Origin of the sequence: Streptococcus mitis (assembly GCF_946188585.1) — a bacterium.
Lineage (GTDB): Bacteria > Bacillota > Bacilli > Lactobacillales > Streptococcaceae > Streptococcus > Streptococcus mitis_DG.
Window position 1 is genome coordinate 443,868 of the sequence record NZ_CAMHVI010000002.1, and the last position, 13,556, is coordinate 457,423.

The following is a 13,556-nucleotide window of genomic DNA, read 5'->3' on the forward strand; positions in this document are numbered from 1 at the left end:
CACAGATTTCACAGACTCTATTATTACTATTATCCTTCTAATACTAAAAATAACTAAAGGAGAATCCATGATTCATTTTTCAATTAATAAAAATTTATTTCTACAAGCATTAAATACTACTAAGAGAGCTATTAGTTCTAAAAATGCTATTCCTATTTTATCAACCGTAAAAATTGACGTGACCAATGAAGGTGTTACTTTAATTGGTTCAAATGGTCAAATTTCAATTGAAAATTTTATTTCTCAAAAAAATGAAGATGCTGGTTTGTTAATTACTTCTTTAGGTTCAATTCTTCTTGAAGCTTCTTTCTTTATCAATGTTGTATCTAGTCTACCTGATGTGACTCTTGATTTTAAAGAAATTGAACAAAATCAAATTGTCTTAACCAGCGGCAAATCAGAAATTACCCTAAAAGGAAAAGATAGCGAGCAATATCCACGAATCCAAGAAATTTCAGCAAGCACTCCTTTGGTTCTTGAAACAAAATTACTCAAGAAAATTATCAACGAAACAGCTTTTGCGGCAAGTACACAAGAAAGTCGTCCAATTTTGACAGGTGTCCACTTCGTATTGAGCCAACACAAGGAGCTAAAAACAGTTGCAACAGACTCTCATCGTCTAAGCCAGAAAAAATTGACTCTTGAAAAAAATAGTGATGATTTTGATGTCGTGATTCCTAGCCGTTCTCTACGCGAATTTTCAGCAGTATTTACAGATGATATTGAAACTGTCGAGATTTTCTTTGCCAACAATCAAATCCTCTTTAGAAGCGAAAATATTAGCTTTTATACTCGTTTGTTAGAAGGTAACTATCCTGATACAGATCGTTTAATTCCAACAGACTTTAACACTACAATTACTTTTGATGTGGTAAACTTACGTCAGTCAATGGAGCGTGCTCGCCTTTTATCAAGTGCGACTCAAAATGGTACTGTGAAACTTGAAATTAAAAATGGGGTTGTTAGCGCCCATGTTCATTCTCCAGAAGTTGGTAAAGTAAACGAAGAAATCGATACTGATCAGGTTACTGGTGAAGATTTGACTATTAGTTTCAACCCAACTTACTTGATTGATTCCCTTAAAGCTTTAAATAGCGAAAAGGTGACTATTAGCTTTATCTCAGCTGTTCGTCCATTTACTCTTGTGCCAGCAGATACTGACGAGGACTTCATGCAGCTCATTACACCAGTTCGTACAAATTAAGTGAAAGAGGCTGAGCCTAGCTCGCCTCTTTTATGATATAATCGAAAAAGAAAAGGAGAGTAGTATGTATCAAGTTGGAAATTTTGTAGAGATGAAAAAACCACATGCTTGTACAATCAAGTCAACAGGTAAAAAAGCAAATCGTTGGGAAATTACGCGTGTAGGGGCAGATATCAAAATCAAATGCAGTAATTGTGACCATATTGTCATGATGGGACGCTATGATTTTGATCGAAAGATGAATAAAATTATTGACTGATACTCAATGAAAATCAAAGAGCAAACTAGGAAACTAGCCGCAGGTTGCTCAAAACACTGTTTTGAGGTTGCAGATAGAACTGACGAAGTCAGTAATATCTATACGGCAAGGCGACGTTGACGTGGTTTGAAGAGATTTTCGAAGAGTATGAGACCCCTTAGTTAGAGGGTTAGCAAGTTTTCCCTTTTTGTGTTATAATATTAGGGATTGAAATGAAAACGGAGAATGAGAAAATATGGCTTTAACAGCAGGTATCGTTGGTTTGCCAAACGTTGGTAAATCAACACTATTTAATGCAATTACAAAAGCAGGAGCAGAGGCAGCAAACTACCCATTTGCGACGATTGATCCAAACGTTGGAATGGTAGAAGTTCCAGATGAACGCCTCCAAAAACTAACTGAAATGATTACTCCTAAAAAGACAGTTCCAACAACTTTTGAATTTACAGATATTGCAGGGATTGTAAAAGGAGCTTCAAAAGGAGAAGGACTAGGAAATAAATTCTTGGCCAATATCCGTGAAGTAGATGCGATTGTTCATGTAGTTCGTGCTTTTGATGATGAAAATGTCATGCGCGAGCAAGGACGTGAAGATGCCTTTGTGGATCCACTTGCGGATATTGATACCATTAACCTGGAATTGATTCTTGCTGACTTAGAATCAGTCAATAAACGTTATGCGCGTGTAGAAAAGATGGCACGTACGCAAAAAGATAAAGAATCTGTGGCAGAATTCAATGTTCTTCAAAAGATTAAACCAGTCCTTGAAGATGGAAAATCAGCTCGAACTATTGAATTTACAGATGAGGAGCAAAAGGTTGTCAAAGGTCTCTTCCTTTTGACGACTAAACCAGTTCTCTATGTTGCCAATGTGGACGAGGATGTGGTTTCAGAACCTGACTCTATCGACTATGTTAAACAAATTCGTGAATTTGCAGCGACAGAAAATGCTGAAGTAGTCGTTATTTCTGCGCGTGCTGAGGAAGAAATTTCTGAGTTAGACGATGAAGATAAGCAAGAGTTTCTTGAAGCACTTGGGTTGACAGAATCAGGCGTTGACAAGTTGACTCGTGCTGCTTACCATTTGCTTGGATTGGGAACTTACTTCACAGCTGGTGAAAAAGAAGTTCGCGCTTGGACCTTCAAACGTGGTATGAAGGCTCCTCAAGCAGCTGGTATTATCCACTCAGACTTTGAAAAAGGATTTATTCGTGCAGTAACCATGTCATATGAGGATCTAGTGAAATACGGATCTGAAAAGGCTGTAAAAGAAGCTGGACGCTTGCGTGAAGAAGGAAAAGAATATATCGTTCAAGATGGCGATATTATGGAATTCCGCTTTAATGTCTAAAAAAATTAATGAATAGTGTCAATTAGGTTGGAAAAAAATTCCAACCCTTTTGGCTTTTGAAAGGAAAAATAAATGACCAAATTACTTGTAGGATTAGGAAATCCAGGGGATAAATATTTTGAAACAAAACATAATGTTGGTTTTATGTTGATTGACCAACTAGCGAAGAAACAGAATGTCACTTTTACACACGATAAGATATTTCAAGCTGATCTAGCATCTTTTTTCTTCAATGGAGAAAAAATTTATCTTGTTAAACCAACGACCTTTATGAATGAAAGTGGAAAAGCAGTTCATGCTTTATTGACTTACTATGGTTTGGATATTGAAGATTTACTCATCATTTACGATGATCTTGACATGGAAGTTGGAAAGATTCGTTTAAGAGCAAAAGGCTCAGCAGGTGGTCATAATGGTATCAAGTCTATTATTCAACATATTGGAACTCAGGTCTTTAACCGTGTTAAGATTGGAATTGGAAGACCTAAAAATGGAATGTCAGTTGTTCACCATGTTTTGAGTACCTTTAACAAGGATGATTATATTGGTATTTTACAGTCTATTGACAAAGTTGACGATTCTGTAAACTACTATTTACAAGAGAAAAACTTTGAAAAAACGATGCAGAGGTATAACGGATAAATGGTTACCTTATTAGATTTATTCTCAGAAAATAATCAGATCAAAAAATGGCATCAAAATCTGACAAATAAGAAAAGACAACTAATACTAGGTTTATCAACGTCTACTAAGGCTCTTGCAATTGCAAGTAGTATAGAAAAAGAAGATAAGATTGTGTTATTGACGTCAACTTATGGAGAAGCAGAAGGAATTGTTAGTGATCTTCTATCTATCTTGGGTGAGGAACTTGTCTATCCATTTTTGGTAGATGACTTCCCTATGGTCGAGTTTTTGATGTCTTCACAAGAAAAAATCATTTCACGGGTTGAAGCTTTGCGTTTTTTGACTGATTCATCTAAGAAAGGGATTTTAGTTTGTAATATCGCAGCAAGTCGATTGATTTTACCGTCTCCAAATGTATTCAAAGATAGTATTGTAAAAATAACAGTTGGTGAAGAATATGACCAACACGCACTTATCCATCAGTTAAAAGAGATAGGCTATCGAAAAGTTACACAAGTACAAACTCAAGGCGAATTTAGTCTGCGAGGAGATATTTTAGATATTTTTGAAATATCCCAGTTAGAACCTTGCCGAATTGAGTTTTTTGGTGATGAAGTCGATGGTATTAGGTCATTTGAAGTCGAAACACAATTATCGAAAAAAAATCAGACAGAACTCACCATCTTTCCAGCTAGTGATATGCTTTTGAGAGAAAAGGATTATCAACGAGGTCAGTCAGCTTTAGAAAAACAAATTTCAAAAACGTTATCACCTATTTTAAAATCATACTTAGAAGAAATTCTTTCAAGTTTTCATCAAAAACAAATTCATTTAGATTCTAGGAAGTTTTTATCTTTGTGTTATGACAAGACATGGACTGTTTTTGACTATATTGAAAAAGATACCCCAGTATTCTTTGATGATTATCAGAAATTGATGAATCAGTATGAAGTCTTTGAAAGGGAGTTAGCACAATACTTTACAGAAGAATTACAGAACAGTAAAGCATTTTCTGAGATGCAGTATTTTGCAGATACAGAGCAAATCTATAAAAAACAGAGTCCGGTTACCTTTTTCTCTAACCTGCAAAAGGGGTTAGGAAATCTCAAGTTTGATCAAATTTATCAATTTAATCAATATCCCATGCAAGAGTTTTTCAATCAATTTTCTTTTCTAAAAGAAGAAATTGAGCGATACAAAAAAATGAATTACACTATTATTCTTCAGTCTAGCAATTCAATGGGAAGTAAAACATTGGAGGATGTTTTAGAGGAATATCAGATTAAATTAGATTCCAGAGATAAGTCAAGTATCTGTAAAGAATCTGTAAACTTAATCGAGGGTAATCTCAGACATGGTTTTCATTTTGTAGATGAAAAGATTTTATTGATAACTGAACATGAGATTTTTCAAAAGAAATTGAAACGTCGTTTTCGAAGACAACATGTTTCGAATGCAGAGAGATTAAAAGATTACAATGAACTTGAAAAAGGGGACTACGTTGTCCATCATATCCATGGGATTGGTCAATATCTAGGGATTGAAACAATTGAAATCAAAGGGATTCACCGTGATTATGTTAGTGTTCAATACCAAAACGGGGATCAAATCTCTATCCCAGTGGAACAGATTCATCTACTGTCCAAATATGTTTCAAGTGATGGGAAAGCTCCTAAACTCAATAAATTAAATGACGGTCATTTCAAAAAAGCCAAGCAAAAAGTTAAGAACCAAGTAGAGGATATAGCTGACGATTTAATTAAACTTTATTCTGAACGCAGTCAGTTGAAGGGTTTTGCTTTCTCAGCTGATGATGAGGATCAACATGCTTTTGATGATGCCTTCCCTTATGTTGAAACGGATGATCAACTTCGTAGTGTTGAGGAAATCAAGAGAGATATGCAGGCTTCTCAACCAATGGATCGACTTTTAGTTGGGGATGTTGGTTTTGGAAAGACTGAAGTTGCAATGCGTGCAGCCTTTAAGGCAGTCAATGATCACAAACAGGTTGTCGTTCTCGTTCCGACGACGGTTTTAGCTCAACAGCACTATACGAATTTTAAGGAACGATTCCAAAATTTTGCTGTTAATATTGATGTATTGAGTCGCTTTAGAAGTAAAAAAGAGCAGACTGAAACACTTGAAAAATTGAAAAACGGTCAAGTTGATATTTTGATTGGAACACATCGTGTTTTATCAAAAGATGTTGTGTTTGCTGATTTGGGCTTGATGATTATTGATGAGGAACAGCGATTTGGTGTCAAGCATAAGGAAACATTGAAAGAATTGAAAAAACAAGTGGATGTCCTAACCTTGACAGCAACGCCAATTCCTCGTACCCTTCATATGTCTATGCTGGGAATCAGAGATCTGTCTGTTATTGCAACTCCGCCGACTAATCGCTATCCAGTGCAAACCTATGTTTTAGAAAAGAATGATAGTGTGATTCGTGATGCTGTCTTGCGTGAAATGGAGCGTGGAGGTCAAGTTTACTATCTTTACAATAAAGTTGACACGATTGATCAGAAGGTTTCCGAATTACAGGACTTGATTCCAGAGGCTTCGATTGGGTATGTTCATGGGCAAATGAGTGAGATTCAGTTAGAAAATACTCTACTGGATTTCATTGAAGGTCAGTATGATATTTTAGTGACGACTACCATTATTGAGACAGGGGTGGACATTCCAAATGCCAATACTTTATTTATTGAAAATGCGGACCATATGGGCTTGTCAACCTTGTATCAGTTAAGAGGAAGAGTCGGTCGTAGTAATCGTATTGCTTATGCCTATCTCATGTATCGTCCAGAAAAATCAATCAGTGAAGTCTCCGAGAAGAGATTAGAAGCGATTAAAGGATTTACAGAATTGGGCTCTGGATTTAAGATTGCAATGCGAGATCTTTCGATTCGTGGAGCAGGAAATCTTTTAGGAAAATCTCAGTCTGGTTTCATTGATTCTGTTGGTTTTGAATTGTATTCGCAGTTATTGGAGGAAGCTATTGCTAAACGACATGGTAATGGGAACACAAAAATCAAAGGAAATACCGAATTGATTTTACAAATTGATGCCTATCTTCCTGATACTTATATTTCTGATCAACGACATAAGATTGAAATTTACAAGAAAATTCGTCAAATTGACAACCGTGTCAACTACGAAGAATTACAAGAAGAGTTGATGGACCGATTTGGAGAGTACCCAGACGTGGTAGCCTATCTTTTAGAGATTGGTTTGGTTAAGTCTTATCTTGATAAGGTCTTTGTTCAACGTGTGGAACGAAAAGAAAATAAGATTACAGTTCAATTTGAAAAAATTACTCAGCGACTGTTCTTGGCTCAAGATTATTTTAAAGCTTTATCCGCAACGAACTTAAAAGCAGCTATAGCTGAGAATAAGGGATTAATGGAAGTTGTATTTGATGTTCGAAACAAGAAGGACTATGAAATTTTAGAAGGTCTGCTCATTTTTGGAGAAAGTTTATTAGAGATAAAAGTGTCGAAAGAAGGCAATTCCCTTTAACATTTTTCTTCTATAAAGGGGAGAAAAATGGTACAATAATAATTTGAGGTAATAAAAATGAGATTAGACAAATATTTAAAAGTATCAAGAATTATCAAGCGTCGTACAGTCGCAAAAGAAGTAGCAGATAAAGGCAGAATCAAGGTAAATGGAATCTTGGCCAAAAGTTCAACGGATTTGAAAGTTAATGACCAAGTTGAAATTCGATTTGGCAATAAGTTGCTACTTGTAAAAGTACTGGAGATGAAAGATAGTACAAAAAAAGAAGATGCAGCAGGCATGTATGAAATTATCAGTGAAACACGGGTAGAAGAAAATGTCTAAAAATATCGTACAATTGAATAATTCTTTTATTCAAAATGAACATCAACGTCGTCGCTATCTGATGAAGGAACGACAAAAACGTAATCGTTTCATGGGTTGGGTTCTTATTTTGATGATTTTATTGTTCATTTTACCAACTTATAATCTTGCTCAAAGTTATCACCAATTACTCCAAAGACGTCAACAGTTATCAGACTTGCAAACTCAGTATCAAACCTTGAGTGAGGAAAAGGAGAAAGAGACAGCTTTTGCTACAAAGTTGAAAGATGAAGATTACGCTGCTAAATACATGCGTGCAAAATATTATTATTCTAAGAATCGGGAAGCTGTTTATACGATTCCTGACTTGCTTCCAAGGTGATGAAATGGAAAATTTATTAGACGTAATTGAGCAATTTTTGAGTCTATCGGATGAAAAACTAGAAGAGTTGTCTGATAAAAATCAACTATTGCGTTTACAAGAAGAAAAGGAAAGGAAGAATGCGTAAATTCTTAATTATTTTGTTGCTACCAAGTTTTTTGACAGTTTCAAAAGTCGTTAGCACAGAAAAAGAAGTTGTATATACTTCGAAAGAAATTTATTACCTTTCACAATCTGACTTTGGTATTTATTTTAGAGAAAAATTAAGTTCTCCCATGGTTTATGGAGAGGTTCCTGTTTATGCGAATGAAGATTTAGTAGTGGAATCTGGAAAATTGACTCCCCAAACAAGTTTTCAAATAACCGAGTGGCGTTTAAATAAACAAGGAATTCCAGTATTTAAGTTATCCAATCATCAATTTATTGCTGCAGACAAACGATTTTTATATGATCAGTCAGAGGTAACTCCAACAATAAAAAAAGTATGGTTAGAATCTGATTTTAAACTGTATAACAGTCCTTATGATTTAAAAGAAGTGAAATCATCCTTATCAGCTTATTCGCAAGTTTCAATTGATAAGACCATGTTTGTAGAAGGGAAAGAATTTCTACATATTGATCAAGTTGGATGGGTAGATAAGGAATTAACTTCTGAAGAAGATAATCGGATGAATAAAGTGCAAGAAATATTATCTGAAAAATATCAGAAAGCTTCTTTCTCTATTTATGTTAAGCAACTGACTACTGGAAAAGAAGCTGGTATCAATCAAGATGAAAAGATGTATGCAGCTAGCATTTTAAAATTACCTTATCTCTACTATACGCAAGAAAAAATAAATGAGGGTCTTTATCAGTTAGACACGACTATAAAATACGTATCAGCAGTCAATGATTTTCCAGGTTCTTATAAACCAGAGGGAAGTGGTAGTCTCCCTAAAAAAGAGGATAATAAAGAGTATTCTATAAAGGACTTAATCACAAAAGTATCTAAAGAATCGGATAATGTAGCTCATAATCTATTGGGATATTACATTTCAAATCAATCTGATGCTATATTCAAATCCAAGACGTCTGCTATTATGGGAGATGATTGGGATCCAAAAGAAAAATTGATTTCTTCTAAAATGGCTGGGAAAGTCATGGAAGCTATTTATAACCAAAATGGATTTGTATTGGATTCTTTGACTAAAACAGATTTTGATAATGAGAGAATTGCCAAAGGTGTTTCTGTTAAAGTAGCTCATAAAATTGGAGATGCGGATGAATTTAAGCATGATACAGGTGTTGTCTATGTAGATTCTCCATTTATTCTTTCTATTTTCACTAAAAATTCTGATTATGATACGATTTCTAAGATAGCCAAGGATGTTTATGAGGTTCTAAAATGAGGGAACAAGATTTTTTAAATCATTTTCTCAAAAGAGGATATTTCAAAAAGCATGCTAAAGTGGTGCTAGCTCTTTCTGGTGGATTAGATTCTATGTTTCTATTTAAGGTGTTGTCTAATTATCAAGAAGAGTTGGAAATTGAATTGATTTTGGCTCATGTTAATCATAAGCAGAGAATTGAATCAGATTGGGAAGAACAGGAATTAAGGAAGTTGGCTGCTGAAGCAGAGCTTCCTATTTATATCAGCAATTTTTCAGGAGAATTTTCAGAAGCGCATGCACGAAATTTTCGCTATGATTTTTTTCAAGAGGTCATGAAAAAGACAGGTGCGACAGCCTTAGTCACTGCCCACCATGCGGATGACCAGGTGGAAACGATTTTGATGCGCTTGATTCGAGGAACTCGCTTGCGCTATCTATCAGGAATTAAGGAGAAGCAAGTAGTCGGAGAGATAGAAATCATTCGTCCCTTCTTGCATTTTCAGAAAAAAGACTTTCCACCAATTTGTCACTTTGAAGATACATCAAATAAGGAAAATTATTATTTTCGCAATCGTATTCGAAACTCTTATTTACCAGAATTAGAAAAAGAAAATCCTCGATTTAGAGATGCAATCTTAAGCATCGGCAATGAAATTTTAGATTATGACTTAGCTATAGCTGAATTATCTAACAATATTGATGTGGAAAATTTACAGCAGTTATTTTCTTATTCTGAGTCGACACAAAGAGTCTTACTTCAAACTTATCTGAATCGTTTTCCAGATTTGAATCTTACAAAAGCTCAGTTTGATGAAGTTCGACAGATTTTAAAATCTAAAAGCCAGTATCGTCATCCGCTTAAAAATGGCTATGAATTGATAAAAAAGTACCAACAGTTTCAGATTTGTAAAATCAGTCCGCAGGCTGATGAAAAGGAAGATGAACTTGTGTTACACTATCAAAATCAGGTATCTTACCAAGGTTATTTATTTTCCTTTGGACTTCCTTTAGAAGGTGAATTGATTCAGCAGGTACCTGTTTCACGGGAAACATCCATACACATTCGTCATCGAAAACCAGGAGATGTTTTGGTTCAAAATGGGCATAGAAAAAAACTCAGACGTCTATTTATTGATTTGAAAATCCCTATGGAAAAGCGAAAATCTGCTCTTATTATTGAGCAATTTGGTGAAATTGTCTCAATTTTGGGAATTGCGACCAGTAATTTGAGTAAAAACACGAAAAATGATATAATGAACACTGTACTTTATATAGAAAAAATAGATAGGTAAAAAAATGTTAGAAAACGATATTAAAAAAATCCTTGTTTCACACGATGAAATTACAGAAGCTGCTAAAAAATTAGGTGCCCAACTAACTAAAGACTATGCAGGAAAAAATCCGATTTTAATTGGGATTTTAAAAGGATCTATCCCTTTTATGGCTGAATTGGTTAAACATATTGATACACATATTGAAATGGACTTTATGATGGTTTCTAGCTATCATGGTGGAACAGCAAGTAGTGGTGTCATCAATATCAAGCAAGATGTAACTCAAGATATTAAAGGAAGACATGTTCTATTTGTAGAGGACATCATTGATACAGGTCAAACTTTGAAGAATTTGCGAGATATGTTTATTGCAAGAGAAGCAGCTTCTGTTAACATTGCAACCTTGTTGGATAAACCAGAAGGACGTGTTGTAGAAATTGAGGCAGACTATACTTGCTTTACTATTCCAAATGAGTTTGTAGTAGGTTATGGTTTAGACTACAAAGAAAATTATCGTAACCTTCCTTATGTTGGAGTATTGAAAGAAGAAGTGTATTCAAATTAGAAAGAACAATTTTTAATGAAAAAACAAAATAATGGTTTAATTAAAAATCCTTTTCTATGGTTATTACTTATTTTTTTCCTAGTTACAAGTTACCAGTATTTTAGTACAGGTAGTGTTGCAGGGAAAAGTGAGCAAATTAATTATACAGAATTGGTAAAAGAAATTACCGATGACAATGTAAAAGAATTGACTTACCAACCAAATGGAAGTGTTATCGAAGTTTCAGGTGTTTATAAAAATCCTAAAACAAGTAAAGAAGAAACAGGTATCCAGTTCTTTTCTCCTTCTGCTACAACAGTAGAAAAATTTTCAAGTATTATTCTTCCTTCAGATACTACAGTATCAGAATTGCAAAAGCTTGCTTCTGACCATAAAGCGGAAGTAACTATTAAGCATGAAAGTTCAAGTGGTATGTGGATTAATATTCTTGTATCCATTGTGCCATTCGGTATTCTTTTCTTCTTCCTATTTTCTATGATGGGAAATATGGGAGGAAATAATAGCCGTAACCCGATGAGTTTTGGACGTAGTAAGGCTAAAGCTGCAAATAAAGAAGATATTAAAGTAAGATTTTCAGATGTTGCTGGAGCTGAGGAAGAAAAACAAGAACTAGTTGAAGTTGTTGAATTCTTAAAAGATCCAAAACGATTTACAAAACTTGGAGCCCGTATTCCAGCAGGTGTCCTTCTAGAGGGACCTCCTGGAACAGGTAAGACTTTGCTTGCTAAGGCAGTCGCCGGAGAAGCAGGTGTTCCATTCTTTAGTATCTCAGGTTCTGACTTTGTAGAAATGTTTGTCGGAGTTGGAGCTAGTCGTGTCCGTTCTCTTTTTGAAGATGCCAAAAAAGCAGCACCAGCTATTATCTTTATCGATGAAATTGATGCTGTTGGACGTCAACGTGGAGTTGGTCTTGGCGGAGGAAATGACGAACGTGAACAAACCTTGAACCAACTTTTGATTGAGATGGACGGTTTTGAGGGAAATGAAGGAATTATTGTCATCGCTGCGACAAACCGTTCAGATGTACTTGACCCTGCCCTTTTGCGTCCAGGACGTTTTGATAGAAAAGTATTGGTTGGTCGCCCTGATGTTAAAGGTCGTGAAGCAATCTTGAAAGTTCATGCTAAGAACAAGCCTTTAGCAGAAGATGTTGATTTGAAATTAGTTGCCCAACAAACTCCAGGTTTTGTTGGTGCTGATTTAGAGAATGTATTGAATGAAGCTGCTTTAGTTGCTGCTCGTCGCAATAAATCGATAATTGATGCCTCAGATATTGATGAAGCAGAAGATAGAGTTATTGCTGGTCCTTCTAAGAAAGATAAGACAGTTTCACAAAAAGAACGTGAATTGGTTGCCTACCATGAGGCTGGACATACCATTGTTGGTCTAGTCTTATCGAATGCCCGTGTTGTTCATAAAGTTACTATCGTACCACGAGGCCGTGCAGGCGGTTATATGATTGCACTTCCTAAGGAAGACCAAATGCTTCTTTCCAAAGAAGATATGAAAGAACAATTGGCTGGTTTAATGGGTGGCCGTGTAGCTGAAGAAATTATCTTTAATGTCCAAACTACAGGAGCTTCAAACGACTTTGAACAAGCGACACAAATGGCGCGTGCAATGGTTACAGAGTACGGTATGAGTGAAAAACTTGGCCCAGTACAATATGAAGGAAATCATGCTATGTTTGGTGCACAGAGTCCTCAAAAATCAATTTCAGAACAAACAGCTTATGAAATTGACGAAGAAGTTCGTTCATTATTAAATGAAGCACGAAATAAAGCTGCTGAAATCATCCAATCAAATCGTGAAACTCACAAGTTAATTGCAGAAGCATTACTGAAATACGAAACATTGGATAGTACACAAATTAAAGCTCTCTATGAAACAGGAAAGATGCCTGAAACCGTAGAAGAGGAATCTCATGCATTATCTTATGATGAAGTAAAGTCAAAAATGAATGATGAAAAATAACCCTGAGAGAGGCATGCCCTCTCTTTTTTGTGCAGTTGAGGAGATAAAGGGGACAGAACGGAGGAAATGGGACAAAAGTGTTTCTGAATCTGTTAAACTATATCTAGAAAGGGGGACGTTATGTTTAAAGAATTGTATAAAGAAGTCCAGGGGATTGTATATAAGTGTAGAAATGAATATTACCTTCATTTATGGGATCTATCGGATTGGGACCAAGAGGGGATGATTTGCTTACATGAATTGATTAGTAGAGAAGAAGATCTAGTAGAAGATATTCCTCGTTTACGTAAATACTTCAAAACTAAATTCCGTAATCGAATTCTAGATTATATTCGTAAACAAGAAAGCCAGAAGCGTAGATATGATAAAGAACCTTATGAAGAAGTAGGTGAGATCAGTCATCGTATAAGCAAGGGAGGTCTGTGGCTAGATGAGTATTATCTCTTTCATGAGACACTAAGAGACTATAGAAACAAACAAAGTAAAGACAAACAAGAAGAGTTAGAACGCGTCTTAAGAAATGAACGCTTCCGAGGTCGTCAAAGAGTATTAAGAGACTTACGTATTGTATTTAAAGAGTTTGACATCCGTACATACTAGGAAGCCATGCAAAAAATGAAAAAAGATAAAAAAAGTAGTTGACAAGTCAGAAAAAGTCTGTATAATAGTAAGAGTTGAAAATAACAGCTCAGGTCCGTTGGTCAAGGGGTTAAGACACCGCCTTTTCA

Annotated in this window: 13 protein-coding genes; all 13 read left to right on the plus strand. The window is 35.3% G+C overall.

The window, feature by feature from the left end; all coding sequences use genetic code 11:
* Positions 1 to 67: 67 nt before the first annotated feature.
* The 13 genes from dnaN (at position 68) to N8M66_RS04825 (ending at position 13,428) form a co-directional block, all read left to right on the plus strand.
* Positions 68 to 1,204 (plus strand): DNA polymerase III subunit beta, encoded by a 1,137-nt coding sequence (gene dnaN, locus N8M66_RS04765; protein ID WP_261045921.1) that lies wholly within the window; start codon positions 68 to 70, stop codon positions 1,202 to 1,204.
* Positions 1,205 to 1,268: 64 nt separating this feature from the next.
* Entirely contained in the window at positions 1,269 to 1,463 is a 195-nt protein-coding gene (locus N8M66_RS04770; RefSeq protein WP_042751911.1) for a DUF951 domain-containing protein, read from the plus strand.
* 235 nt (positions 1,464 to 1,698) lie between these two features.
* A complete protein-coding gene (gene ychF, locus N8M66_RS04775) occupies positions 1,699 to 2,814 on the plus strand; it encodes a redox-regulated ATPase YchF (protein WP_004269823.1) in 1,116 nt (371 codons plus the stop codon).
* A gap of 72 nt (positions 2,815 to 2,886) precedes the next feature.
* Complete coding sequence (gene pth / locus N8M66_RS04780; RefSeq protein ID WP_225742122.1) at positions 2,887 to 3,456, plus strand: aminoacyl-tRNA hydrolase; 570 nt, start codon at positions 2,887 to 2,889, stop codon at positions 3,454 to 3,456.
* Positions 3,457 to 6,960, plus strand: a complete 3,504-nt coding sequence (gene mfd, locus N8M66_RS04785; RefSeq protein WP_261045922.1) for a transcription-repair coupling factor — start codon at positions 3,457 to 3,459, stop codon at positions 6,958 to 6,960.
* Between the two features lie 57 nt (positions 6,961 to 7,017).
* Positions 7,018 to 7,284, plus strand: coding sequence for an RNA-binding S4 domain-containing protein (locus N8M66_RS04790; RefSeq protein ID WP_001234978.1), 267 nt, complete (start codon positions 7,018 to 7,020; stop codon positions 7,282 to 7,284).
* Positions 7,277 to 7,645 carry a septum formation initiator family protein gene (locus N8M66_RS04795; RefSeq protein WP_000041905.1) on the plus strand — a complete coding sequence of 123 codons (369 nt, stop codon included), beginning with the start codon at positions 7,277 to 7,279 and terminating at the stop codon, positions 7,643 to 7,645. The genes N8M66_RS04790 and N8M66_RS04795 overlap by 8 nt, the downstream gene beginning before the upstream one ends.
* A gap of 4 nt (positions 7,646 to 7,649) precedes the next feature.
* On the plus strand, positions 7,650 to 7,772 hold the full coding sequence (locus N8M66_RS04800; RefSeq protein WP_020902316.1) for an SP_0009 family protein: 123 nt from the start codon (positions 7,650 to 7,652) through the stop codon (positions 7,770 to 7,772).
* Positions 7,765 to 9,033, plus strand: a complete 1,269-nt coding sequence (locus N8M66_RS04805) for a serine hydrolase (protein ID WP_261045924.1) — start codon at positions 7,765 to 7,767, stop codon at positions 9,031 to 9,033. The genes N8M66_RS04800 and N8M66_RS04805 overlap by 8 nt, the downstream gene beginning before the upstream one ends.
* Positions 9,030 to 10,307, plus strand: coding sequence for a tRNA lysidine(34) synthetase TilS (tilS, locus tag N8M66_RS04810; RefSeq protein WP_261045926.1), 1,278 nt, complete (start codon positions 9,030 to 9,032; stop codon positions 10,305 to 10,307). The genes N8M66_RS04805 and tilS overlap by 4 nt, the downstream gene beginning before the upstream one ends.
* 4 nt (positions 10,308 to 10,311) lie before the next feature.
* Positions 10,312 to 10,854 carry a hypoxanthine phosphoribosyltransferase gene (gene hpt / locus N8M66_RS04815; protein WP_049500433.1) on the plus strand — a complete coding sequence of 181 codons (543 nt, stop codon included), beginning with the start codon at positions 10,312 to 10,314 and terminating at the stop codon, positions 10,852 to 10,854.
* Between the two features lie 15 nt (positions 10,855 to 10,869).
* The gene (gene ftsH / locus N8M66_RS04820; protein WP_261045929.1) at positions 10,870 to 12,828 is read left to right on the plus strand and encodes an ATP-dependent zinc metalloprotease FtsH; all 1,959 of its coding nucleotides are present in this window, start codon (positions 10,870 to 10,872) and stop codon (positions 12,826 to 12,828) included.
* A gap of 120 nt (positions 12,829 to 12,948) precedes the next feature.
* Positions 12,949 to 13,428 carry a sigma-70 family RNA polymerase sigma factor gene (locus tag N8M66_RS04825; RefSeq protein ID WP_261045930.1) on the plus strand — a complete coding sequence of 160 codons (480 nt, stop codon included), beginning with the start codon at positions 12,949 to 12,951 and terminating at the stop codon, positions 13,426 to 13,428.
* The last annotated feature ends 128 nt before the right edge of the window (positions 13,429 to 13,556 follow it).